1 protein-coding gene is annotated in these 335 nt (G+C 50.1%); it reads left to right on the forward strand.

What is annotated here, in order from left to right:
- On the forward strand, positions 1-335 hold a 335-nt coding region (locus AC0QH1_RS17160; RefSeq protein ID WP_324632455.1), incomplete at both ends, for a reverse transcriptase domain-containing protein.

Here is a 335-nt window from a genome sequence, read left to right on the forward strand (position 1 = left end):
TACCCACGATGTACGACCGCGCACTCCAAGGGTTAGTCAAGGCGGCAATCGAGCCACAATGGGAAGCCAGGTTTGAATCCAACTCCTATGGGTTCAGACCAGGACGGTCATGTCACGATGCAATCGGAGCAATATTCCTGGCCATACGGTACAAACCAAAATGGGTACTGGATGCAGACATTGCAAAATGCTTCGACCAAATTGACCATGAAAAACTTCTCAATAAACTTGATGCCTTCCCGGCAATCCGACGACAAATCAAGGCATGGCTAAAGGCAGGGGTAATTGACACCGGACAGCTATTCACAACGGAAGAGGGTACACCGCAAGGAGGG

The organism is Phormidium sp. CCY1219 (assembly GCF_055795085.1).